Here is a 25,902-nt window from a genome sequence, read left to right as displayed (position 1 = left end):
TCCAAGATATGTTCTAATAAGAAATGATAGCTGTTTTGCGATATGGCGTCCAATTATTAGTCTGGATTGAAAGAAGTAATTAATCTTTAAAAAGTCTATTGACATGTTCTTTATAATGAACTAATATATAAGCGTGAACGGAATTCAGATTATTTTAATAAGAATATATTTTTTTATTATTAATGTTCTTAATAAAGAATTTTATATTACTCAAAGAATAGATATCATGATATCACAATAGAAAAGGTGATGATAATGGGTAAAAGAAATCATAGGATGATTGAAAATGGAAATCCTGCCGATATCAATATTAAAGAATATTTTAGTGTTATTAAGAAACGGTTTTGGATTATTGCGGTTATTACTATCATTGCAACGCTTGCAGGATATTTCTATAGTGCCTATAATTACACACCGCTGTATCAGTCATCTACCAGAATGATTTTAGGCTCAGGCGACCAGGATATGAATACATTGATGGTTATGATTAAAGATCCAATTATCATGGAAAAGGTAAGAGAAGAACTGCAACTCAATAAGTCAGCTGAGGCAATTGCTGGCCAGATAGAGGTTACAAGGATTGATGATTCGCAAGTCGTTAATATTTCGGTTACGGATACAGATTATGAAGCTGCTGCTGATATCGCGAATGCAACTGCATCATCATACAAAAGTGAAATTGTATCAATCCTAGATTTTACAGAGGTTCAACTACTTTCGGAAGCAAAGGAAAATCCGTTTGCCATTAATGAAACACAAAACCGTACAACAATCATTGCGTTGGTGTTTGGCTTAGTTGTTAGTATTGGGTTGGTATTTCTATTAGATTCGTTAGATGGGAAAGTAAGAAAGGATCGAGAAATAGAGGAGATATTAGGTGTCCCAGTATTGGGTGTCGTATCGAATATGAACAGGGTGAAAGATTCAACTAAAAAACGGAAACAAAAGGATGTAAATTTGCGGGGTGAAATAGTTGATATTAAATAAAAGAAAGTCCGTAGATAATCGGAAAATACATCTAATTACTTACTCCAATGCAGATTCTGTAATCTCAGACCAGTTTAGAACAATTCGGACCAACATTAAGTTTCTAATGGATGAAAAGAAAAACAGTGTATTTCTTATAACCTCGCCTGGCATTGGTGAAGGGAAGTCTACGACAGCGGCAAATCTGGCAGTATCAATTGCACAACAAAAGGAAAGCGTGCTGTTAATCGATGCTAACTTAAGAGAGCCAATAATCCAGAATATCTTTCAAATATCCAATGAAACTGGGTTAACGAATGTACTTGAAGGAAATACTTTACTCAAACAGGCAATCAGTCGAACAGATATTAAAAATGTCGACGTACTGACGAGTGGATCATCCGTACTAAACCCTACTGAAATACTTGGTAGTGATGCCATGATGAACTTATTGAATGAGGCTTCAGCTCGCTATAATGTCGTACTAATTGATTCACCAACGATATTACGTTCTACAGAAACAAGGGTGCTTGCTAATCAATGCGAAGGTGTTGTACTAGTGTTGGAGCATGGAAAAACAGAGCTGGAAAGTGCAATTGAATCGAAACGAATATTAGAGTTGGCCCATGCAAATCTACTTGGTGTCATTATTAACGATAAATAAGCAAATTTTTTTAGAATTATTGTTCGTTATAAAGAATAATATTATTAAATACATACGTAATAACATACTTTTGGTGATGTCTACTTACCTTTATCCATGTAGACACTCGGTCATGCTGTGGGTATTGCAGATACCTTAGACACGTACGTTGTCGAGAGTGTGATGTGAGGATGGGTTAGATGCCCATACATATTTTTTAATCTTTCATATTACATAAGTGAACTAAGGCTGTCACAGAAAGGCTTGGTTAACCCCTGGTTTTCTAATAGGATAGAATACTCGCTTGCGCTTTTGTTCTAGGAAAAAATTACCATTACATTGATTTCTAACAAAAATATAGGAAGAAGGAGGGATAAAATGACATATCGACAGCGTATTTCATTATTTATTATGATCGATTCCTGTATTGTTCTTAGTGCTATTTTTATTAGCATGTACCTAGCAAGTATTAATCTGCAAATAGGAAGCTATCCTGCTCTAGTAGCCATGTTAACAATCTTATTTTGCCATCATCTATTTTCTACAAAATATAAGTTATATAAAAAGGTTTGGGAATATGCGAGCATACAGGAGCTATTAATTATCTTAAAAGTAGTATCGTTTTCAGTTATCTCCGCTATGGTTATTCAGCTTTTATTATTTCAAGAAGTACAGTTTAAATTATTTATAGTAACATGGCTGCTTCATATGTGCTTCATTGGTGGGTCACGGTTTATATGGAGAATCTATCGTGATTCAGTTCTAAATCGATCAGATAATAAGATTCGCACATTAATCATTGGCGCTGGCTCTGCTGGCACAATGGTTGCTAGGCAACTATTAAAGAATAACGAGAGCAATCTTTTACCGGTTGCTTTTATCGATGATGACCCGAGAAAGCAGCGGCTTGAGTTGCTGGGTCTCCCAGTCATAGGTGGTGCAGATGCAATCGTAAGCAGTGTGCAAGAACTTGAAATAGACCATATCATCATTTCCATTCCCTCGCTTAGTAAAAAAGAGTTAAATAAGATTTTTCTAGAATGTGCAAAGACCGATGCACAAACGAAAATTCTCCCATTTCTAGAAGATTTAATAACTGGGAAAGTATCGATAAATCATTTTCGAGATGTACAGGTCGAGGATTTGCTGGGAAGAGATCCTGTCGACATGGATATCGAAAGCATCTCCGAGTATATCAACAATAAAGTTGTCCTCGTTACAGGTGCAGGTGGTTCGATTGGCTCAGAAATAACGCGGCAAATTTCAGCGTTCCATCCAAGGCAGGTCATTTTACTTGGTCATGGAGAGAATAGTATTTATTCAATTGAAATGGAATTACAGGAGAAATTCAAAAACAGCCAAATTGATTTCATTACAGAAATTGCTGATGTTCAGGATGAAGTGAAGATGATGACCGTGATGCGAAAATATCAGCCCGATGTCGTCTATCATGCTGCAGCACATAAGCATGTGCCGTTAATGGAACGTAATCCAGAGGAAGCGGTAAAGAATAATATTATAGGGACTAGAAATGTCGCTAATGCGGCAAGTCAAAACAATGTCGGTATATTCGTGATGATATCGACGGATAAGGCGGTTAATCCGACAAGTGTAATGGGGGCATCGAAGCGGCTAGCGGAGATGATTGTTCAGAGTATGGATAAAGAAAGCAATACGAAGTTCGTCGCCGTACGATTTGGCAATGTTTTGGGTAGTAGGGGCAGCGTGATTCCATTATTTAAAAAGCAAATTGAAAAAGGTGGACCAGTGACTGTCACACATCCTGATATGGTCCGCTATTTCATGACAATTCCCGAGGCATCCAGGCTAGTAGTCCAGGCGGGTGCACTTGCGAGTGGCGGAGAAATATTTGTATTGGATATGGGAGAGCCGGTGAAAATTGCAGATCTTGCCAAGAATCTAATCAAATTGTCAGGTAATTCTACTGAAGATATTGGCATCGAGTATACGGGAATAAGACCAGGCGAAAAGCTATTCGAGGAATTACTTAAGGATAATGAGGTTCATCAAGAACAAGTATATCCAAAAATATACATCGGGAAGACGACAGAACTATACATCGACGATATTAATCAAATTATAAAGAATTATAATGTTATCGAGGCAGACACTCTTCGAAAATATTTATTAGATTTGGCAAATAATACAATAATTCATGAGCATAGAACGGTAGTCTCAATATAAAAGGGAGAGGATAGTAGTGAAAGTTAAGAAAGCGATCATTCCAGCGGCAGGGTTAGGGACAAGGTTCCTTCCAGCGACAAAAGCAATGCCAAAGGAAATGTTACCGATTGTGGATAAGCCAACGATTCAATATATTATTGAAGAGGCAGTAGCAGCAGGGATTGAGGATATTATAATCGTAACTGGGAAAGGGAAAAGGGCGATTGAGGATCACTTTGATCATTCCTTTGAATTAGAGCAAAACCTGATAGATAAAGGAAAGTTCGATTTATTAAGTGAAGTGCAAAGACCATCTAAACTTGCAGATATCCACTATATCCGTCAAAAGGAACCAAAAGGATTAGGTCATGCGATTTGGTGTGCGCGAAAGTTTATTGGCAATGAGCCTTTTGCTGTACTGTTAGGTGACGACATTGTTCAAGCAGAAACACCGAGTTTAAAACAATTAATCGATCAATATGATCACTATAATAGCTCCATCCTTGGTGTTCAGAAGGTAGAGGATGAAGTTGTGTCAAGGTATGGAATTGTTGATGGGACTATGATTGAGAACCGCTTATATAATGTTCGTCATATGGTAGAAAAGCCGAAGCAGGAAGATGCACCTTCTAATCTAGCAATACTGGGAAGATATATTCTAAGTCCAAGTATCTTTGAGATTTTGAGTACACAGAAGCCAGGAGCAGGTAATGAAATTCAACTTACCGATGCAATTGCTGAACTTAATAAAAAGGAAGCCGTTTATGCATACGAGTTTGAAGGAAAGCGCTACGATGTTGGTGAGAAGATGGGCTTCATTCAAACAACAATTGAGCTCGCATTACAAAGAGATGATTTAAGAAAGGATTTACTAGATTATCTGTCGGTTATTGTTGATACAGAATTAATGAAATAGTGTAATCCAAATGGGGGGCTGACCTGAATGGCTGATAAAATATTATTTTGTGCAACCGTTGATTACCACTTCAAGGCATTTCACTTGCCATATATGAAGTGGTTTAAAGAGCAGGGGTGGGAAGTGGATGTTGCTGCATCAGGAAATATGGATTTACCGTTCACAGATAATAAATATCATATCGACATTCAGCGATCACCTTTCCATCGATCCAATATTCAAGCGTATAAACAATTAAAGAAAATTATTGATCAGAATAATTATTCTATCATCCATTGTCATACTCCTTTGGGAAGCGTACTAGCCCGTCTTGCAGCTAGAGATGCTAGAAGGAAAAGAACAAAAGTAATCTATACCGCTCATGGTTTTCACTTTTGTAAAGGTGCACCATTATTTAACTGGCTTATTTATTACCCAATTGAAAAATATCTATCACGCTATACGGACACTTTAATTACTATTAACGAAGAAGATTATCAGCTATCAACGAAACATCGATTTAAGGCAGGATCAATTGAACATGTGCATGGCGTTGGAGTAGATACAGAAAAATATAAACCTGTTAATGAAACTAAAAAGGCAGAAATTAAAAAGTCATTTGGCTATCAAGCAGATGACTTTTTACTTTTTTATGCAGCGGAGTTTAATAAGAATAAAAACCAGCAATTGTTACTTCAAGTAATGGCTTTAATAAAGAATGAGATGCCAAGTGCGAAGTTATTATTAGCTGGGGAAGGCTCCTTAATGGAAAGCTGTCGTCTACTCGCAAAAGAACTTGGTATTAGCCATATGGTTGACTTCCTTGGCTTTAGGAAGGATATAGACCAAATATTACCGATGTGTGATGTTGCAGTTGGATCGAGCTATCGTGAAGGATTGCCAGTTAATATTATGGAGGCGATGGCATGTGGGCTGCCTGTCGTAGCGGTTGATAATCGGGGGCATCGAGAGTTGATATCTAATAACAGTAACGGATGGATCATTCCCAATTTAGATGTAGTTGAGTTTGCGTATAGAGTAATGAATCTTTCTAAAAGAAATGACATAGTTAAAAGGATTGGGATAAACGGTCGGAATACTGTGATTGAGAAATATAGTGTTGATAAAATATTGCAAGAAAATAAAAGAATCTACCAATCCTTTACCGGAAAACAGGAGGAATCAATTTGGGCGGTCCAGTAAGAGTATTGCATGTCGTTGTAAACATGAACCGAGGTGGGGCGGAGACATTAATTATGAATCTATACCGAAACATGGATTTGGAAAAAGTCCAATTTGATTTTTTAACCTGTAAAGAAGGTGTCTTTGATCAGGAAATAATTAACATGGGTGGAAAAGTACATCGAATATCCTATGTTACGGAAGTTGGCCATAGTGGCTACATAAGAGAGTTAAGGGCATTTTTAAGGAAACATCCAGAGTACACAATTGTTCATTCCCATATGGATAAAATGAGTGGATTGGTATTAAATGCTGCTGCAAAAGCGAATGTTCCGGTGAGAATTGCTCATAGTCATAATACGAGTAGTGAGGGAGGACTTGTTTCGAAAGCATATAAATGGTATGCAGGAAATCATATCACCTCTAATGCGACACATTTATATGCATGTTCACAAGCAGCAGCTAACTGGTTATTTAGAGAGAAGTCTAAAAAGGCAATCATCCTTAATAACGGAATCGAAGCAGATAAGTTCCGTTATTCAAAAGAAATTCGTCATGCAATTCGAGAGTCGTTAGGTATTGAAAAGGATGCATTGGCTTTAGGGCATGTAGGGAGATTTGCCCATCAAAAAAATCACATCTTTTTATTAGATATCTTTGCGGAAATATATAATCGAATACCGAATTCTTATTTATTATTAGCTGGTGATGGCCCATTAAAAGAAAAAATAATGGCTAAAACAAGGGAATTACATTTAGAAAATAGAGTGAGGTTTCTTGGGATAAGGGAAGATATCCACGCATTACTTCAAGCATTTGATATGTTTATTTTCCCTTCTATACATGAAGGCCTGCCAGTCACGCTTATCGAGGCACAGGGTGCGGGATTGCCGTGTGTGATTTCAGATAATATTACAAATGAAGTTGATCTTGGAATGGGTCTAGTTCACTCGCTCTCTTTACAAAACAAAGGATTATGGATAAACAAGATTAGCAATCTGGCAGAAAATCCGATAAAAAGGGAAAGTAATCAAGATTTGTTATTTCAGAAGGGCTATGACATTAGAAAAACTGCAGATCTTACACAAACAGCATATTTATCATTTGGAGAAAAGGTCATATGAAAAAACTGACAATATTTACTCCAACATATAATCGGGCTTACTGTCTGCACTACTGTTATGAAAGCTTAGTTGAACAAACATCTCAAGACTTTATTTGGTTAATTATCGATGATGGTTCAACAGATAATACCAAAGAGCTTGTAAAAGAATGGATGAAGGAAGATAAATTTGAAATACAGTATCATTGGCAAGAAAATCAGGGAATGCATGGGGCCCATAACACAGCTTATGAAATGATAGAAACAGAATTAAATGTTTGCATCGATTCAGATGATTATATTCCTGTTAATGCAGTTGAAAAGATTGTCAAGTTCTGGAAAGATTTCGGGAGTGATGAAGTTAGCGGGATAATTGGTTTGGACGCTAATCAGGATAATAGCATTATAGGTACAAAATTACCTGAAGAGATAAAACGTTCGACCCTATTTGATTTATATTATAGGCATGGAGTAACGGGTGATAAAAAACTTGTTTACCGCACGGATCTAACGAAAGAAAACCCCTATCCAATTTTTGACAATGAAAAATATGTTGGGCTTGCATACAAGTATTACATGCTAGACAAGAGTTATGAGCTGTTATTAATGAATGAGATCTTATGTTATGTCGAATACTTGCCTGATGGTTCTTCACGAAATATGTTAAATCAATATCGCAAGAATCCAAGGGGATTTTCCTTCTATCGTCAAGAACTGATGAAACTACCATATGTCGGTGTTTCTTTTAAGTTTAGGCAAGCAATCCATTATGTGTCTAGTAGTCTATTGTGTAAAAACCCAGATTTTTTAAGGGAAACGCCAAATAAGATTCTTACGATTCTAGCCTTGCCGATAGGATTTCTATTATATCTATACGTTACATCCAAGACAAGGAATGTTAACGTGTAATTTTTTTAGAAAACTAAGGCTAATCAAGCCTTTCAGTGATAGCCTTAATTGCACTTATTCGTTAAGAAAGTTTATATACTTTCTTAACCTCCAAATGAAAGGATATTTTAAATGACATTACTTTGGATGAATCTTGCTTTCGTTTTTGTGTTTGCATACTTCTCAAGGTATTTTGCAGTGCCTTTATTAGAGTCTGGATCGCTTCACTCTGTACGGCCGAATAAACTATTGATTTTTGCTTCGTTAGCTACATTAGTAGTGATTTCGGGTCTCCGCTCCAATATTGGCGATACATTTACTTATATGAATATTTACAAGGAGAATGCCTTTACTTGGGAGTACGTGCAAGATCATAAAGATATTGGTTTCGGTATTCTTCAAATGCTCTTAAAAAATTATATCTCAGAAGATCCGCAAATCATGATTTTCACTACAGCACTAATTACAAATTTACTAATTATCATCGTCTTATACAATTATTCTAGAATGATTGAAATTAGTTTGTACGTTTATATAACAGGTGGTTTATTTCTAGTATCCATGAATGGGATTAGACAGGTCCTTGCAGCAGCAATTACGTTCGCTGCGACAAAATACTTAATCAATGGGAACTGGAAGCGATACTATCTTATTATCATCTTTGCATCCTTCTTCCATCAAAGTGCACTTATTTTACTTCCAATGTATTTTATTGTGCGGTTTAAGGCCTGGTCAAAGGCTACCTTCGCCTTGATTATTTTTGCAGTTATTGTTGTTATCGGCTATGAGCAATTTTCTGCACTGTTATTTAAGGCAATAGATGATACACAATATAGTGGTTACATTGATTTTGCTGAAGGTGGGGCAAATTCACTTAGGGTGGCTGTTGAAGCAACACCACTTTTAATTGCTTATTTAGGGAGAAATAAGTTAAAGAAGCTATTCCCAGAAGGCGACATCATTGTCAATATGACCTTACTTGGTTTTGTCTTTATGGTCATTGCAACACAGGAGTGGATATTTGCAAGGATGTCTATCTATTTTCAACTTTATGGATTGATTCTTGTGTCATGGCTTCCGAAGTTATTTAGGAAAAAGGATCAAAAGCTCATCTACTTCGCGATCATTGTTTGTTATTTTGCCTATTACTATTACGAGAATGTAATTAGTTTAAATATCTTATATAAAAGTGATTATTTAATTTGGTAAACAGTAAAGGAGGAAGATAAATGGCAATTCTAGTAACGGGTGGTGCAGGATATATTGGGACGCATACATGTGTTGAGCTCCTGAATGAAGGCTATGACATTGTTGTGGTAGATAACTTTTCCAACAGCAATCCACAAAGCTTAAGACGGGTTTCAGAGATTACTGGTAAATCCTTTCCGATTTACGAAACAGATTTACTAGATAAGGAAGGACTTACAGAAATATTTGCGGAAAGTAAAATTGAAGCGGTGATTCATTTCGCTGGCCTCAAGTCTGTTGGTGAATCGGTTTCTATTCCAATTCATTATTATCAAAATAACATAACCGGCACCATCATTTTATGTGAAGTAATGCAGCAATTTGGTGTAAATAATTTAGTATTTAGCTCATCTGCCACGGTATACGGCATTACCGATAAAATGCCAATACTAGAAAATACGGCACTGCGAGCAATCAATCCTTATGGTCGCACAAAGCATATGATCGAGGAAATCCTAAGGGATGTAACATTTGCAGACCCATCATGGAGCATTGCACTACTACGCTATTTTAATCCAATTGGTGCCCATGAAAGTGGCAGAATTGGAGAGGACCCAAATGGGATACCGAATAATTTAATGCCGTACATTTCACAGGTGGCTGTTGGCAAGAGAAAGCAGCTCCAAATATTTGGAAACGATTATCCGACAAGGGACGGAACAGGGATAAGAGACTATATTCATGTAACCGACTTAGCAATCGGTCATTTGCGAGCCTTAGAAAAAGTACAAACGTCAACCGGAATCGATGCGTTTAATTTAGGTACGGGTAAAGGGTATAGTGTATTGGAAATGGTTGCAGCATTTGAAAAGGTCACTGGGGAACTGATTCCCTATCGATTTGCAGACCGCCGTCCAGGTGATAGTAGCATATGTTATGCAGATGTTAATAAAGCGAAGAAGGAACTTCACTGGCAGGCAACAAGAGGGATTGAAAAAATGTGCGAGGACACATGGCGCTGGCAAGGTGAAAATCCAAATGGATATAAAAAGAATAGAAACCAGAAGACTCCAGTGCAACATGCAATGGGGTTTTTTAATGCTTAAAGGACTGATGTTCACATGAAGCGAGCGATAGATGTATTCATTTCTTTAACATTAATCACAATACTCCTGCCTTTAATCCTAGTTGTTGCAATCGTTGTAAGGTTTGCACTAGGTGCTCCAGTTTTATTTAAACAACAGCGTCCAGGATTGTATGGAAAGCCATTTTTCCTTTATAAATTTAGAACGATGACCAATGCAGTAGATTCAAGTGGAAAACTATTATCGGATGAACAGAGATTAACCGCTTTCGGTATGTTCCTTAGAAAATATAGCTTAGATGAGCTTCCACAATTATTTAATGTTCTAAAAGGGGAGATGAGTTTGGTTGGACCGAGGCCCTTATTAATGGAATATATCCCATTGTATACTGACGAGCAACGATTACGTCATAAAGTAAAGCCGGGGATTACAGGATGGGCGCAAATTAATGGGAGAAATGCCATCTCTTGGGAAGAAAAATTTAACCTTGATATTTGGTATGTCAAAAATCAACGTGTTTCTCTAGATATAAAAATTCTTGCACTAACGATAATAAAAGTCTTGAAGCGGGAGGGCATCCGATCTGAGGATTCCGTTTCGATGATGAAATTTACAGGCAAGAAAGAAGTGTTGTAGCGTGCGAGTAATAATTTTGGGAGATGGTGGGCATAGCAGGGTCATTAGAAAGCGGATCGTTGAGCGTCTACATTTGCCACAGGAAGACTACTACTTATCGGTGATCCATCCAACAGCAGTAGTGAGTAGTACCGCTGAGATCGGCAATGGAACAGTTATCATGCCGAATGTGGTTATTAATGCTAAGGCTGTTATTGGGGATCATTGTATCATCAACACGGCAGCAATTATTGAACATGATAATACAATTGAAGACTATACCCATGTTTCGCCAAATGCAACATTAACGGGAAATGTGACTACTGGTGAAGGTGTGCATATTGGGTCAGCGGCTACGGTCATCCCGGGAGTTCATGTTGGAAGCTGGTCAGTTATCGGTGCAGGGTCCACTGTTATTGAACATATTCCAGCATTTAGCAAAGCGGTAGGTTCGCCAACACGAATTATAGAAAGAATCGTAATGGATAAAAAAGCATTGTCATAATAAGTTCCTACTGATGTAACAGTAAGTCAAGGCGGAATAGAAGGATACAAATAGAAAAGGTGATGATTCCATTGTCGAAATCAATGATCTATCTCTCTCCACCTCATATGACTGGGGAGGAACAGCAGTATGTAAACGAAGCATTTGCATCCAATTGGATTGCACCACTTGGACCAAACGTGGATGCATTCGAACAGGAAATTGCAGAGTTAGTTGAGGTAAGTGGAGCACTAGCGGTAAGTTCAGGAACTGCGGCCATCCATTTAGCCCTTGCCTTGTTAGATATAAAAAAAGGTGATACCGTATTTTGCTCTACCCTAACCTTTGTTGCAAGTGCAAACCCGATTTTATATCAAGGTGCAGAGCCGGTCTTTATCGATTCAGATCCAGAGTCATGGAATATGTCGCCAAAAGCACTAACAAAGGCATTCCAAGAAGCGGCAATTGAGGGAAAACTACCGAAAGCGGTAATGGTAGTCAACTTATATGGGCAAAGTGCTAGGATGAATGAAATTCTACTTATCTGTAATCAATATGGCGTACCACTTATTGAGGATGCGGCCGAGTCGCTTGGAACAACTTATCATGGTAAAGCATCGGGTACATTCGGTAATTTAGGAATCTACTCTTTTAATGGAAATAAAATTATTACAACTTCTGGAGGTGGCATGCTTGTATCAAACGATGAAGCAGCACTAGAAAGGGCTCGATTTTTAGCAAGTCAAGCGCGGGACCAAGCAGCGCACTATCAGCACAGTGTGATGGGATACAACTACCGTTTGAGTAATCTCTTAGCTGGTGTCGGCAGAGGACAATTACGCGTATTAGGAGATCGTGTGGCAGCTAGAAGGGAAATATTTGATGTTTACTATAATAATCTATCAGACCTTCCCGGTATTAACTTTATGCGTGAATTAGAGAATACATCCATGAATCGCTGGCTTACAACATTTACCATTGACGAGAAGGTATCTGGTGTGGCTACTGAACAGCTACTAGCTGCATTTTATCGCGAAGGAATAGAGGCCAGACCAGTATGGAAACCACTTCATCTACAACCACTTTTTAGTGGCGCACGTTTCTATGCCCATGAGAAGAATCGTGATGTTGCAGATAAATTATTCCGAACTGGAATTTGCCTCCCGTCTGGCTCTAGTCTTAATGAAGAAGAACAACAGCGGGTCATTCATTGCATGAGAAAAGTATTTGAACAATCTATCCGAAATAGGATTTATTTATTTCCTGGAAAACAAGAGGTTTAGCCTATGATAGGGGAAAATATCCAAAGACTTCGTAAAAGCAAAGGGCTCACATTATCGGACTGTGCCGAACGAGCAAACATCTCGAAGTCTTATTTAAGTAATATTGAACGAAACTTAAATCAAAATCCCTCGATCCAAATAATTGAAAAGCTAGCTGTTGTGCTCGATGTCGACCTGCGAACACTACTTGGTACAGCGGAATCCGTAAAAGAACAAGTGCCAGAAAGTGAGTGGCTAGAGTTTGTAAATGAGTTAAAGAAATCGGGGGTTGAGAAGGAACAATTGCAAGAGTTCAGAGCAGTAATTGAATTTATTAGGTGGCAGAAGGGGAAATGTGGAGGGAGCGATAAATGAAAAATGAAGCGCCATTAAAGATCCTTCAAGTCGTTGGTGCGATGAATATGGGAGGAACAGAGACGATGCTGATGAATATTTATCGGCATATGAATCGTGATAAAGTACAGTTTGATTTTATTTCTTATAGCAGTCAGGAAGCCCATTATGATCAAGAAATAAAAGCGCTTGGTGGTTCTGTGATTAAGCTATCCAAAACCAATTCAATCAAAGAAATATATAACGTAATAAAAAGGAATGGACCGTATGATGCTGTTCATGCTCATACGCTTTTTAACTGTGGAATTGCAATTATTGCTGCCTATTTAGCTGGTGTGAAACTTCGGATTTCACATGCCCACACAACATTAGACAATAGTAATAGTATTTCAAGGAAAGCTTATATTACTTCGATGCGTGCCATTATCAATCTATTTTCTACAAATTTATTAGCTTGTAGTAATGGTGCGGGCACTTATTTATTTGGAAAGAACAGTGCTAATCGTGAAAAGTATTCCTATTTTCCGAATGTGATAGATTATTCAACCTTCCTGCAACCTCCTCACACGGAAGTTAGGAAATTTAATTTAGAAGCAGGTTTAGGAAAAAGTATTATTATTGGTCACGTTGGAAGATTTATTGAGGCAAAAAATCATGCATTTTTATTAGAAATAATGAAAAGTGTAATCAAAAGAGATCCATCAATAAAATTATTATTGGTTGGAGATGGCGATCTTAGGCTCGAAATAGAGGAAAAGGCGAAGAATGATGGTCTACTTGCGAATATCAAGTTTGTTGGCATAAGAACAGATATATCAACGATGCTTCACAATATGGATGTTTTTGTTTTCCCATCCATTCATGAGGGATTGGGGCTTGTATTATTGGAAGCCCAAGCTAGTGGAACTCCATGTGTTGTATCGGAAGCAATCCAACCTGAAGCAGATTTGGACATTGGTTTAGTATCAAAACTCTCAATAGCAAATGGACCTGAGGTTTGGGTTGATAAAATTATTGAAGTAGCAAATAAAAAGGAAAAAAATGTGAACAAAATTATAGATGGATTTGAAAAAAATGGCTATTCACTCGCATTAGCCAATGAAAAACTAATGAAAATATATAGATCAAGTGAGGAGGTTGCAGATGAAAAATATGTTGATCACCTCCTTTGATATGGAAGTTGGCGGAGTAGAGCGCAGTCTAATTAGTATGTTAAGTAACTTTGATTATGAAAGTTATCAAGTCGACCTCATGCTATATAGTCACACTGGGGACTTCATGAGTTTGCTTCCAGTTGGGCCAAACTTAATTAAGGAATCGAATATATACAAAACCTTTCGCATGTCGATAAGTGAAACAATCAGAAATGGTCAACTATCAATTGGAATGACAAGACTATTAGCAAAGTATCGAGCAGCCATAAGTAAATCGGCGGAAACAGGCTATAAACAGATGCAGTACATGTGGAAATATGCATTGCCGTTTTTGCCCAAAGTTGAGATAGAATATGATATTGCGATTAGTTACTTATGGCCACATTACGTTGTTGCTGAGAAAGTTAAGGCAAAAACAAAGATTGCATGGATACACACAGATTTTTCAACCGTCGATACAGATATCGATATGGACGTGAAAATGTGGAATAAATTTCATTATATTGTTGCAGTATCCGAGGATTGCAAAAAGGCATTTATTAGGAAATATCCAAGCCTGGACGAAAAGGTAATAGTAATAGAAAACATTACCTCACCAGACCTTGTCAGGTCACTTGCTGATGAGAAAGTGGAAAATCCGATGGAGAGTGATCCGCGGTTTAAAATTGTAACGGTTGCTAGGCTATCACATGCCAAGGGGATCGATCAAGCGGTCAAAGTAATTAAGTTATTAAAGGAAAAAGGGATTGATAAAATCGCTTGGTATGTCGTTGGCTATGGTGGCGATGAGGTAATGCTACGAAAATTAATTGCTGCGAATGACCTTAGTGACAGCTTTATATTATTAGGGAAAAAGACGAATCCATATCCATACATAAAGACAGCGGATCTTTATGTGCAGCCATCACGATATGAAGGGAAGGCTGTAACGGTAGGGGAAGCACAGATTTTGGGGAAGCCTGTACTGATAACGAATTATCCTACAGCGGGAAGTCAAGTGCGGGATGGGGTTGATGGTGTAATTTGTGAGTTGTCGGTTGAAGGGATTGTGGATGGGGTAGAGGGGTTGTTCGATAATTTGAAGCTTAGAGAATATCTAGCGAGTAACTGTATTAGGAGAGACTATCATAATTCAAAGGAATTACAAAAATTATATAATATCGTATAGGAGGACAATACATGTTAGAAAAGGGGAAAGTAAGTGTTGTTGTCCCTATCTATAAGGTAGAGAAATATATTCATCGATGTATTGATAGTGTTATTACTCAAACCTACTCGAATCTGGAAATCATTCTGGTAGACGATGGATCACCAGACAATTGTGGAGAAATTGTGGATGATTATCAAGAAAGTGATACTCGGATAAAAGTTATACACAAGAAAAATGGTGGATTATCTGATGCTAGAAATCATGGAATGATGCAGGCTACCGGTGAATTTACCATGTTTGTTGATAGTGATGATTGGTTAGAGAAAAATATGATTGAACTTATGGTTGATAATAGCATCGAAAGCAAGGCTGATGTTGTACAATCAGCTTTTTATTATGCTTATGAAGATAGGCTACTTATTGATGATAAATTCTATAAAGAGGCGGATTTACCAGTACTTTTAACAAATAAAGTGTTAATTTATGAATTGGTTATAAATGAAAAAGTTAAGAACTTTGCATGGGGAAAGCTTTATAGAACAGAATTAATTAAAGACATACCATTTAAAAAGGGAGTATTATTCGAAGATGTATTTTGGGCTCATAAAGTCATGCAGAGGGTAAATACGTTTCTATTGTTACACCAACCTTTGTATTATTATTATCAACGAAGTGATAGTATCGTTGCAACATATACACCAAGGAATCTAGATATGATAAGGGGTCAACTGGAAAGGCATCGTTTTATTGAAGAATTTTATGACGAATTTACCGATGCCTCATTTAAGGAGATATTAAAAATGTGTCTTATTCACTATAACTTATTGCTTTTAAACAGAAAGGTGGATATAAAGGGGACACATCGAAAGGAAATCCAGTCGTACATACAAGCTAATAATAGCCAACTACAGCGTGCTGTTCAAGATGAAAAAGAGTTGCAATGGCAGTTATCCTTATTTTCCTTCCATCCCTATTGTAATGTTCTATATCTTGGGTTACGAAAAGGATTAAGGAAAATGAAGCTATTATCAAAGCCTAAAGGATTAAAGCGTGTAGGTGTTTAAAAGGAGAAGTTTATAGTGGAATTTAAGAATAGTTTTGATAAAATTGTAACAATTATATTGGCAAGTGGAGTGATAACCAGATGAAAAAAAGTATCTTATTTGTTATTGATTCCTTGGATATTGCTGGCGCAGAAAAAAGCTTGGTAACACTATTATCTATGCTTGATTATTCGAGATATTCTGTTGACCTCCAGTTGTTTGCCTATGGTCATGCATTAGAGGAATTAGTACCCGAGGAAGTTAAAATTCTGGAACCATTAAAATATACTGTCTTCTCGAAAAGAGACTTAAAAGAATCGATAAAACATGCTCTAGCTAAACGTGATTTCATGATGTTGTATTCAAGATTTAAATATTCAATTGAAATAAGGAAAAAAGAGTATACTAATCCACAAAAGGCTAAAATATTTTGGCAAAGTGTTTCTAAAGTAATTGAAAATAATTCTAAAACCTATGATATAGCTGTAAGCTATGCGCAAGGGATTCCAACATTTTATGTCGCTGAAAAAGTAAAAGCAAATAATAAATTTGCCTGGGTAAATACTAGTTTGATAATAAATGAGAAGGAAAGAGATTATCAAAGGAGATTTTATGATATATATAATAAAATTATTGCTGTATCCTATTCAGCCAAAGAAAAGTATTTAGATATATTTCCTTTTTATTCAGATAAAGTAGAAGTAATCTTTGATATTAATAATCCAATCTTAATTAACAGAATGTCACAAATAGGTAGAGATTATGAAGATAATTACAACGGGATTAGGATCTTAACAATAGGTAGATTATCTGAAGGAAAAGGATATGATATTGCACTAGAAGCTTGTAAAAGACTTAAAGAAAAAGGGATAAACTTTAAGTGGTATGTATTAGGAAAAGGTCCTTTAAAAAAAGAGATAGAGGATTATATAATAGAGCATGATTTAGCTGAACATTTTATCCTGTTAGGAATAAAAACAAATCCATATCCATTTATCAAAAAAGCTGACATTTATGTACAGACATCAAGATTTGAAGGCTTTGGACTTGCGATTGCTGAAGCGCGAATGCTAAATATTCCAGTAGTTACAACAAGGTTTGATGCAGTTTTTAATCAGATGATTCATGAAAAAAATGGCCTGGTTGTTGATATGAATGCAGAGGCTGTTAGTGAAGGTATCCTAAGTCTGATAAATGATCAAGAATTGCGGCAAAGTATTGTAAATTACTTACATTCAGAGGATAAGGGAAATACGGAGGAAATAGAAAAATTTTATCAGTTAATTGGATAATATTGATGATAGAGAGTGTGAGCATAATGAAGAAAAAAGTCGTATTTATGATCATTAATATGAATATTGGTGGAACGGAAAAGGCATTGCTTAATATGATTGCCGAGATGCCGGAGAATGAGTATGAAATAACGATATTAATGTTAGAAAATTATGGTGGATTCTTAGATTCAATACCAAATACAGTACATGTAGAGTACGTCCAAGAATATCCTGCATTAAAAGATATGCTGAATAACCCCCCCAGAACAACTATGATCGATCTTTTCAAAAAGGGAAGGTTAGTCAAAAGCTTAGGTTTTACAATAACAACCCTACTATCTAAGATTTTGAAAAATAAGGGCATTTTCTTTAAATATATATTAAAAAATGTACCTAAATTTAAGAAGGAATACGATATTGCTGTAGCTTATGCAGGTCCAATGGACTTCATAAGCTATTTTGTTGTTCATAAAATAAAGGCTAGAAAGAAGATACAGTGGATTCATTTTGATGTGACAAAGATTGGCTTTGATGTAAATTTTGCAGCTAATAATTATAAAAATTTCGAAAGAATTTTTGTAGTTTCAGAAGAGGCAAAAAGTAAGTTAGTTTCTTTAGTACCTGTTATAGAAGAAAAGTCAGGGATCTTTTTAAATTTAGTGTCCCCAAACTTAATTCGGACTAAGTCCAAGGAAGGAAATGGATTTAATGATGGTTTTAAGGGAATAAGAATTCTTACAGTAGGAAGACTCACTACTGAAAAGGGTCAGGACTTAGCTATCAGAGCCTTATCAAAGCTAATTGATGATGGCTATGATGTTAAATGGTATTGCTTAGGAGAGGGAAGTTCTAGAAGTGAATATGAAGATCTTATAAAAAAATTTAAACTTCAAGATAGATTTATTTTATTAGGTTCAGATCCGAACCCATACACTTATATGGATCAGTGCGACATTTATGTTCAGCCTTCGAGGTATGAGGGTTATTGTATTACATTAATTGAAGCAAGGTGCTTGGCTAAACCTATTGTAACTACTAAAGTAAATGGGGCAAAGGAGCAAATAGAAAATGGCGAAACTGGAATAATTGTCAGTATCGATGAGGATAAAATTTATGACGCTGTTAAAGAACTAATACAGAATCCTAAAATATGTCAAGAATTTAAGATTAAACTATCAAAAGAAACATTCAAAATTAAAAATGAAATTGACAAATTTTATAAGGTTATTTAGATAGGTGGGATTTTGAATGAAGCCGGACATAAGTATAATTGTACCAATTTATAATGTCGAAAAGTATCTAGAAGCTTGTCTAAATTCAATTTTGGCTCAATCGTACTTTGATTTTGAACTTATACTTGTAAACGACGGATCCTTAGATAGAAGTGGTGAAATATGCGATTTGTATGCCGAGAAAGACAACCGTATAAGGGTGATTCATAAAATGAATGGAGGGGTATCTTCAGCGCGTAACAAAGGAATAAATACTGCAAATGGTAAGTATATTGGATTTGTGGATCCAGATGATACAATACTGCCGACTATGTTCGAGTTATTAATAAAATCTGCATTAGAACATAATGCAGATATAGTAGTTTCTCCATTTACTACTATTAATTTGATAGAGAATAAAGTCTCTAGATCGGCTGTTTGGGAGGAAATTCATTGTGTAATAGATAAGAAGAATATTGAAAAGCAATTAGTTCCGAAACTTTTGAATGACAATTACTATGGTTACAGCATTATACCTTGTTGGAATAAATTATATAAAAAGGTAATTTTTTCTGACTATAATATCAAATTTGATGAAAATATGAATTATGGAGAAGATGCGAGGTTAAATTATATGTTATTAACCAGAGTTGAAAGATTAGTGTTTATTAATAAACCACTTTATAACTACCATTTACATCAAAGAGAATCACTTACACAGAATTTTAAAGAGGATTATGCATTTATATTAGATAATAAAAAATTCATGATTTCATTATGTATTAAATTTAATTTAACAAAATATATAAGTAATCTTACTAATGATTATATCAATCAATCGTTAGTTTATATGCAAGATATTGTTAAAAGTAGCTTAGCTACCAATAAAATATATATTTTAAAAAATATAATGAATGACTTGGATTTTAAAGAAAATATAAGATTCTTCGATTGCCCATCGATGTATTACAGAGTATTAAAAACCATATGTATTCTAAAAAATGAAGCACTCTTTATAGGAGCGGTAAAAGCTAAAAGTAAATTTAAAGGGATGTTTGCTAACAAATAATTAATAAACAAAAATTTCAGTCGAAACTGCTTCGCTCCTTAGAGTTTTAGAGTAGATTTCCAATTAGATTAATATTATGTTGTTAACCTTCCATTAATCCAGATTGCAACTTAAAAATTATCCCGGCATTATAAATAGCTTGTACAAAGAAATGGTTATGCTATCCTCTTGGTAAGCCAATTCAGCATAAATTTTCATTTGATGCGGAGATAATCATTTATTCTTTGTGAAAATCTCACGTAATTCGAACAGAAGCCATGAATTATTTACTGGAATGATGTGCAGTTTTAGAATCTGACTATAAAACGGATTGGTTTAGTTGGTTAATATCTAAGATAGAGTATTCAAATCAATATTAATGTGCAAGAACAAATAGATAACTTTTAGAGGGGAATAAAAGTAATGAATCCTAGTATTAGTATTATTGTTCCTGTATATAATGTTGAACAATATATACATAAATGTATTGATTCTATTTTAGCACAGTCATTCAAAGATTTTGAACTAATTATTGTAAACGACGGATCAACAGATAATGGTGGAAGAATATGCGATGAATATGCAACATTGGATAATAGAATAACTGTTTTCCATAAGGAAAATGGTGGCCTTTCATCAGCAAGAAATAAAGGAATAAGTTTAGCCAAAGGAAACTATATCGCTTTTGTAGACAGTGATGACTTTGTTCACCCTAAGATGTATGAAATATTATTTAATTATGTTGTAAGCAGTTCAGCAGATATTGCTATTTGCGATTATCAGGAAGTAAACGAAGACGAGAAAAATGAAATAGAAAAGCTAGAATTTGATTCAAGAGTAGAAAAATATAATAATGTAGAAGCTTTGTATCAACTATATACAACTAAAGGACTTCAATTTGTAATTGCTTGTAATAAGTTATTCAAAAGTAGTTTGTTTAATAAAATAAAATTTGAAGAAGGAATGATTCATGAAGATGAATTTATGGCACATAGGATTTTGTATGAGTCTGAAATAATCATTTATTTGCCTGTAAAGTTATATTTTTACCTTCAGAGGAAAGGAAGTATAATAAATTCAAAATTTAATATTAATAGATTAGATGCTGTATATGCTTATAAAAAGAGGGTTGACTTTTTTAGGGAAATTAATCAATACGAGTTACAAAAAATGGCAGAATATAATTATGTTCATTTATTTTTTACATTTTTCTTTAAAGTTAAAGATAAGGTACCTAATTCAAAGGGAAAATTGAAACAAGTAAAAAGTGACTTTACGAAAATATTAATTCAGTTATTAAAAAATCCTTTGTTTTCGAAGAAGGAGAAAATACTATGGATAGTATATACAATAAATCCATCCCTATTTCAATTATATGTGCGTTTTAGGAATGGGACAGTCTTAAAGGAGAGACCGTTTTCTTAATATTAATTTTTAATTAGGTATTTGAAAATACTTAATGTAATTTCGGAGGCGTGAAATAATGGGCATAATTAAAAAGTTATTAAAGCTCTTTAACAAAAAAGAAAAGAAAAAGCTACTAATCCTATTCTTCATGATGATCATAGCAGCAATATTTGAAACGATTGGAATTGGATTGATTGCCCCCTTTGTTGGTATTGTGACAAATCCTGAAATAATCCAAAATCAAGTGATTTTAGCTTATGTGTATGAATTCTTTAATTTTCAATCAACAAATGCTTTTATCATATTTTTGGTAGTTTTACTACTTTCTATATTTGTTTTCAAAAATTTATATTTGCTTCTTTTTAATTACTTACAAGTTAGAGTTACAACACATCAACAGGTTAAGCTATCTCGAGATTTATTTAAAGAATATTTAACGAAACCATATATTTTTCACTTACAACGAAACACAGCGGACCTGCTCAGAAATGTAAATGGGGAAGTTTCAAGGGTGTTTCAGGGAATTGTCATATCAGGGTTTCAGTTGTTAACTGAGATACTTGTAATTATTTGTATCTCTATATTGCTATTTGTAACGGCTCCAGCTGCAATGATAACTGCTTCTATCCTATTAGGTGGAAGTGTTTTTTTATTTTTTAAACTTCAAAGAAATAAAATAGATCAACTAGGAGTAGAGCAACAAAAGGTAAGTAGTGCGATGATTAAATGGGTTAATCAAGGACTAGGGGCTAGTAAAGAGGTTAAGGTATCTGGAAAAGAAGCCTTCTTTATCAAGTCTTACGAAGAACAAAGTCAGATTAATGGCAACAATATTCGATATATGAAAATGTTGGAAGTCATACCAAGATATTTTATCGAAACATTAATAATGGCTATTGTTCTTATTGTGATGTTAATTATTATTTTACAAGGGACAAATGCAACACAACTTATATCGACGATGGCACTATTTGCGATGGCAGCTATTCGCCTTATGCCCTCAATCAATCGTGTCGTTGCCTTGATAACTACAATGCGATATAGTCTACCTGCCCTTAATGTCGTGTATGAGGATTTGTTTATGAATAAAGAGGATATGCCAATTTTAAATAAAATTCCAATGGTGATTAATAAGGGACCTAAGGCATTTCATGATTCCATACAATTAAATGAAATTTCCTTTCGCTATCCTAATCAAAAAGAATACGCAGTTAAAGATGTATCGCTTACTATTCCAATTGGTCAATCAGTTGCGTTCATCGGAGAGTCCGGGGCTGGTAAGACTACACTAGTTGATATTATTCTTGGACTATTCCATCCAGAAAAGGGAAGTGTTTTAGTGGATGGTAAAAATATACACGATCAAAAGTCATTATGGCAACAGAAAATAGGCTATATTCCTCAATCGATATTTCTATCAGATGATACGATTCGTGGGAATGTAGCCTTTGGTATCAATAGTGAACAGATTGATGATAGTGAAGTCTGGAGAGCGTTAGAACAAGCGCAATTAAAGCAATTTGTTGAGGGGCTCCCTGATAAACTAGAAACAACTGTAGGGGAGCGAGGAGTCCGCCTTTCTGGAGGGCAACGTCAACGTATTGGTATTGCGAGAGCATTGTATCATAATCCAGAAATTTTATTTATGGATGAGGCGACATCAGCATTAGATAATGAAACTGAAAAGGAAATCATGAAAGCGATTGATGGATTGAAAGGTGAGAAGACACTTATTATTATTGCACATCGATTAAGTACAATAGAGAATTGTGATATTGTGTTTAAAATTAATAAAGGTCAGTTAGCATCCGTAAATAATAGATTTGAGCGGTATATTATGTAAAAAATTTTGTTTAAGAATATTAAAATATATTAACTCATAAATTCGCTTCTTTCAACCTATTCAAGGAGGGTTAGGATGATAAAATTGATTAAGAAGTCATTAAAATCAAATAAATATATTTATCAATTTTTATTAAAGAGGTATTATCAATACTTACATTATAAAGACTTTATTAAAGTAAAAAAAATAATAAAAAATGCAAAAGTAAAGAAACAAAACAAAAATGTCTTTTTTCTTTTAGAGCAGGGGCATGGAAATCTTGGAGACATTGCAATTGGTTACGCACAAAAGAAGTTTATTAACAACTCATTTCCAGACTATAATTTAATCGGAATCAGAGAGTTAGAATATATGGAGCATATTAGTTATTTTAAAAAAATTATTAAACCAAACGATATTATCTGTCTAATAGGTGGGGGAAGTCTAGGTGATCAATATTTAACTCATGAGAATAATAGAAGAAATATTATCTCAAACTTTAAAGGAAATAAGATTATTTCGTTTCCACAAAGTATGTATTTTAATAAAAGTAATAGTGGATATCAGGAATTGGATAACAGTAAAAAGATGTATTCAATGAATAAAAATCTGGTTTTAATTGCTAGAGACAAGGTATCTTACAAAACTATGAAAGATGCATTTAATTCAAATAAAGTATTATTGACACCTGACATAGTATTATACTTAAATGAAACTTATCCTAAAAGAGAGAGAAATGGGGTAGTAGCATTTTTAAGAAGTGACGTGGAAGGTGTTCTCAGTAAAACGGAAAAGGAAAAAATCTTCTCGATACTTGGACATAATTATAAAAAGATATCAATTTCTGATACTGTAATTGATAGAGGAGTACCAAGAGAAAAGGTAAATGAAGAAATAAAAAATATGTTTGAGTTATTCAAAGATAGTGAAATAGTTATTACCGATAGGTTACATGGTATGGTTTTTGCAGCAATAACAAGTACCCCCTGTGTAGTTTTAAGTAATTATAACCATAAAATAAAAGCACAATATGAATGGATTAGGCATTTAGATTATATAAAATACTCAAATAGTATAAATGAAATTGAAAAATGTATAGCCGAATTGAAAAATGTAAATGTTGTTGATTACAATAATAGTTTTGCAATGGAACATTATAAACAGATAACAGAAGCAATGAGTAATTAATTTCAATTTAAGAAATATTTCCCACCAAACTGTATCTTGTATGTTTCAAATTGTGATTTCGAATTTATACCAGACTTTTAAACTGAATAAAATGCGTTTCACGGCTTGATAAGGACAGTGGGTCTGCTAGTTTTTTTGGCAAGCCAAGTCTTCAGACAACTGGCTTCTTTACTGGGAATTCATGCCCGAAGGGACTACTTGTCAAGGTACTCTATACATTAATTGCGGGGGTATTCATTATACTTGGGTGAATACTGGCTTAAGGTTCAAATATAACCGATTCTCGCTAATAAAGTGAATCTTCACATCATTAAGAATAGAAGGAGAAATAAACCCATGGAGTTTTCCAGAAAGGATATGAAGATTCTAAAAGGGGTAGCAATCTTATTTATGCTATCCCTTCATTTATTTGCAAGAAAGGATGTTGGTGGTCTTTATGAGACTTTTTCAGAAATAAATGGAATACCACTTGTATATTACATTGGATTATTTGGAGATGCGTGTGTACCAATTTATTTATTTGCTAGCGGATATGGTCTTTATTTAAGCCTAGGGAAATTAAACACAATGAAATCAAAGCTCAAAAAAAATCTAATTCGTATCTTAAAATTACTTATTAATTTCTGGATTATCCTTTTTCTTTTTATGGCAATTGCATTTCTTGTTGGGATGCCAGAAGCCTTCTCGGGTGGAATAAACCAATTCTTTCTTAATTTCTTTTTGTTGTCTAGCTCATATAACGGTGCATGGTGGTACTTACAAACCTATGTCATCTTAGTTCTATTGTCTCCAGTGTTTATCAAAATAATTCAGAAGCATCATTTTATACTTGTTTTAGCTGTGTCAGGAATAATCTATTCTATTACCTATTTACAGCGAATTAAACATGTAATTGATTTTGGAGATAATACTGCACTCAATATTGTAGTAAATGCGATAGTGTTAGTTGGTACTTCACAACTAGCTTTTGTTGTCGGTGTAATATTCGCAAAAGAGAAAATATATTCGATAATCTATAACTGGTTTTATAATATACCTTTTAAAAATGCACTTTGTTTAATGGGTATCCTTATGTTAGTTATCATTCATGGTTTCATAGAAACTATGTTTATTGCACCATTTACAGCTATTGCATTCATTTGTATATTTAATCTTATGAATAAAAACGAACTTGTAGAAGAATTATTATTGTTTGTGGGGGATCACTCCACAAATCTTTGGCTAACGCATATGTTTTTCTATATGACTATTTTTCCTACTTTAGTTTTTGCTGTTAGATACCCAATTCTTATCTTTCTCTGGCTTGTTATACTTTGTCTTTTTACTTCATTTGGAATCAATTCTTTGTATCACCCTATAGTTAAGTTAATTGACTCTAAACTTGGAGGGAATTCTAAAAAGTATCAAATAAATAGAGACAATAAGTCAATTTCATAATTGCAAAGAGAAAAGTATATCTAATATGTATTTTAACAAGATCTGCAGTTAGTTTGATAAATATAATATAGCTACTTCAAAGTCGTTACTTTAATCTATTGCTTATTTTGACAATGTTGGGCTATCTTTAAGGGTCTTAACTATGTCCGCGCGACTTAGTTGTGCTCAAATATTAAATTAAAATATTATGTGATGTCATAAAGCAATAGATAAACCTGAAATTAGCATTAGTACTATATCGTTTAGCCGATAATTACCTATATAAACATTAGAGTACAAATAAATAGAAACAAGTATTGCCTTAGGAATAATATTATAGT

Annotated in this window: 23 protein-coding genes; all 23 read left to right on the top strand. The window is 34.6% G+C overall.

Features of this window, described 5'->3' with window-relative positions:
* The first annotated feature begins 255 nt into the window (after window positions 1-255).
* A complete protein-coding gene (locus tag CUC15_RS18405) occupies window positions 256-987 on the top strand; it encodes a YveK family protein (protein WP_114918075.1) in 732 nt (243 codons plus the stop codon).
* Window positions 974-1,630 (top strand): CpsD/CapB family tyrosine-protein kinase, encoded by a 657-nt coding sequence (locus tag CUC15_RS18400; protein ID WP_114918074.1) that lies wholly within the window; start codon window positions 974-976, stop codon window positions 1,628-1,630. The genes CUC15_RS18405 and CUC15_RS18400 overlap by 14 nt, the downstream gene beginning before the upstream one ends.
* Window positions 1,631-1,987: 357 nt before the next feature.
* Window positions 1,988-3,814 carry a polysaccharide biosynthesis protein gene (locus CUC15_RS18395; RefSeq protein WP_114918073.1) on the top strand — a complete coding sequence of 609 codons (1,827 nt, stop codon included), beginning with the start codon at window positions 1,988-1,990 and terminating at the stop codon, window positions 3,812-3,814.
* A 16-nt stretch (window positions 3,815-3,830) separates the two neighbouring features.
* Window positions 3,831-4,709, top strand: a complete 879-nt coding sequence (gene galU / locus CUC15_RS18390) for a UTP--glucose-1-phosphate uridylyltransferase GalU (RefSeq protein ID WP_114918072.1) — start codon at window positions 3,831-3,833, stop codon at window positions 4,707-4,709.
* 27 nt (window positions 4,710-4,736) lie between these two features.
* Complete coding sequence (locus CUC15_RS18385) at window positions 4,737-5,891, top strand: glycosyltransferase family 4 protein (protein ID WP_114918071.1); 1,155 nt, start codon at window positions 4,737-4,739, stop codon at window positions 5,889-5,891.
* Window positions 5,876-6,994, top strand: coding sequence for a glycosyltransferase family 1 protein (locus CUC15_RS18380; protein WP_114918070.1), 1,119 nt, complete (start codon window positions 5,876-5,878; stop codon window positions 6,992-6,994). Before CUC15_RS18385 ends, CUC15_RS18380 begins: the two co-directional genes overlap by 16 nt.
* Window positions 6,991-7,881, top strand: a complete 891-nt coding sequence (locus CUC15_RS18375) for a glycosyltransferase family 2 protein (protein ID WP_114918069.1) — start codon at window positions 6,991-6,993, stop codon at window positions 7,879-7,881. Before CUC15_RS18380 ends, CUC15_RS18375 begins: the two co-directional genes overlap by 4 nt.
* Window positions 7,882-7,992: 111 nt before the next feature.
* On the top strand, window positions 7,993-9,069 hold the full coding sequence (locus CUC15_RS18370; protein ID WP_114918068.1) for an EpsG family protein: 1,077 nt from the start codon (window positions 7,993-7,995) through the stop codon (window positions 9,067-9,069).
* Between the two features lie 20 nt (window positions 9,070-9,089).
* The gene (gene galE, locus CUC15_RS18365) at window positions 9,090-10,154 is read left to right on the top strand and encodes a UDP-glucose 4-epimerase GalE (protein WP_114918067.1); all 1,065 of its coding nucleotides are present in this window, start codon (window positions 9,090-9,092) and stop codon (window positions 10,152-10,154) included.
* A 15-nt stretch (window positions 10,155-10,169) separates the two neighbouring features.
* Window positions 10,170-10,769: a sugar transferase gene (locus CUC15_RS18360; RefSeq protein WP_114918066.1), complete on the top strand. Its 600-nt coding sequence runs from the start codon at window positions 10,170-10,172 to the stop codon at window positions 10,767-10,769.
* A 1-nt stretch (window position 10,770) separates the two neighbouring features.
* The gene (locus CUC15_RS18355; RefSeq protein ID WP_114918065.1) at window positions 10,771-11,253 is read left to right on the top strand and encodes a NeuD/PglB/VioB family sugar acetyltransferase; all 483 of its coding nucleotides are present in this window, start codon (window positions 10,771-10,773) and stop codon (window positions 11,251-11,253) included.
* Window positions 11,254-11,312: 59 nt separating this feature from the next.
* Window positions 11,313-12,515: a DegT/DnrJ/EryC1/StrS family aminotransferase gene (locus CUC15_RS18350; protein WP_423241349.1), complete on the top strand. Its 1,203-nt coding sequence runs from the start codon at window positions 11,313-11,315 to the stop codon at window positions 12,513-12,515.
* A gap of 3 nt (window positions 12,516-12,518) precedes the next feature.
* Window positions 12,519-12,869: a helix-turn-helix domain-containing protein gene (locus tag CUC15_RS18345; protein ID WP_114918063.1), complete on the top strand. Its 351-nt coding sequence runs from the start codon at window positions 12,519-12,521 to the stop codon at window positions 12,867-12,869.
* Complete coding sequence (locus tag CUC15_RS18340) at window positions 12,866-14,020, top strand: glycosyltransferase family 1 protein (RefSeq protein WP_114918062.1); 1,155 nt, start codon at window positions 12,866-12,868, stop codon at window positions 14,018-14,020. Before CUC15_RS18345 ends, CUC15_RS18340 begins: the two co-directional genes overlap by 4 nt.
* Complete coding sequence (locus tag CUC15_RS18335) at window positions 13,992-15,170, top strand: glycosyltransferase (protein WP_114918061.1); 1,179 nt, start codon at window positions 13,992-13,994, stop codon at window positions 15,168-15,170. The genes CUC15_RS18340 and CUC15_RS18335 overlap by 29 nt, the downstream gene beginning before the upstream one ends.
* An 11-nt stretch (window positions 15,171-15,181) precedes the next feature.
* Entirely contained in the window at window positions 15,182-16,216 is a 1,035-nt protein-coding gene (locus CUC15_RS18330) for a glycosyltransferase family 2 protein (RefSeq protein ID WP_114918060.1), read from the top strand.
* A gap of 80 nt (window positions 16,217-16,296) precedes the next feature.
* Window positions 16,297-17,487 carry a glycosyltransferase gene (locus CUC15_RS18325; RefSeq protein ID WP_114918059.1) on the top strand — a complete coding sequence of 397 codons (1,191 nt, stop codon included), beginning with the start codon at window positions 16,297-16,299 and terminating at the stop codon, window positions 17,485-17,487.
* Window positions 17,488-17,513: 26 nt separating this feature from the next.
* A complete protein-coding gene (locus tag CUC15_RS18320) occupies window positions 17,514-18,701 on the top strand; it encodes a glycosyltransferase (protein ID WP_114918506.1) in 1,188 nt (395 codons plus the stop codon).
* Window positions 18,702-18,717: 16 nt separating this feature from the next.
* Complete coding sequence (locus tag CUC15_RS18315) at window positions 18,718-19,749, top strand: glycosyltransferase (RefSeq protein WP_114918058.1); 1,032 nt, start codon at window positions 18,718-18,720, stop codon at window positions 19,747-19,749.
* Window positions 19,750-20,151: 402 nt separating this feature from the next.
* A complete protein-coding gene (locus CUC15_RS18310; RefSeq protein WP_114918057.1) occupies window positions 20,152-21,153 on the top strand; it encodes a glycosyltransferase family 2 protein in 1,002 nt (333 codons plus the stop codon).
* Between the two features lie 58 nt (window positions 21,154-21,211).
* Window positions 21,212-22,978: an ABC transporter ATP-binding protein gene (locus CUC15_RS18305; RefSeq protein WP_114918056.1), complete on the top strand. Its 1,767-nt coding sequence runs from the start codon at window positions 21,212-21,214 to the stop codon at window positions 22,976-22,978.
* A gap of 75 nt (window positions 22,979-23,053) precedes the next feature.
* A complete protein-coding gene (locus CUC15_RS18300) occupies window positions 23,054-24,145 on the top strand; it encodes a polysaccharide pyruvyl transferase family protein (protein WP_114918055.1) in 1,092 nt (363 codons plus the stop codon).
* Window positions 24,146-24,481: 336 nt separating this feature from the next.
* Window positions 24,482-25,582 carry an acyltransferase family protein gene (locus CUC15_RS18295; RefSeq protein ID WP_114918054.1) on the top strand — a complete coding sequence of 367 codons (1,101 nt, stop codon included), beginning with the start codon at window positions 24,482-24,484 and terminating at the stop codon, window positions 25,580-25,582.
* Window positions 25,583-25,902: the final 320 nt, after the last annotated feature.

The organism is Oceanobacillus zhaokaii (genome assembly GCF_003352005.1).
GTDB classification, from domain to species: Bacteria; Bacillota; Bacilli; order Bacillales; family Amphibacillaceae; genus Oceanobacillus; species Oceanobacillus zhaokaii.
This window is presented reverse-complemented; position numbering and strand designations above follow the sequence as displayed.